The sequence below is a fragment of the Dolichospermum circinale AWQC310F genome (genome assembly GCF_000426925.1).
GTDB lineage: Bacteria > Cyanobacteriota > Cyanobacteriia > Cyanobacteriales > Nostocaceae > Dolichospermum > Dolichospermum circinale.
The window spans coordinates 11,854-12,088 of the sequence record NZ_KE384681.1 but is presented as its reverse complement, the minus strand read 5'-3'; the positions used below and the strand labels follow the sequence as shown (position 1 = coordinate 12,088).

Annotated in this window: 1 protein-coding gene; it reads left to right on the top strand. The window is 42.1% G+C overall.

Translation table 11 applies throughout. The features are described 5' to 3' along the window. On the top strand, positions 1 to 235 hold a 235-nt coding region (locus ACIR310F_RS22180; protein ID WP_035367884.1), incomplete at both ends, for a calcium-binding protein.

Here is a 235-nt window from a genome sequence, read left to right as displayed (position 1 = left end):
AATGGTCAGATTTTTGTTAATGTCTCTAATGTAGAAAACTACAATATCACTGGTACACAATATGATGACATTTTTGAGGGACGTTCAGGTACAGATACCTTCAATGGTGGCGCTGGTAATGACACCCTCAATGGTGGTGCTGGTAATGATATTCTCAATGGTGGTGCAGGCAATGATATGCTGAACCCTGGTTATAACCAAGGCTCAACGGATACAGTTGATGGCGGTTCCGATA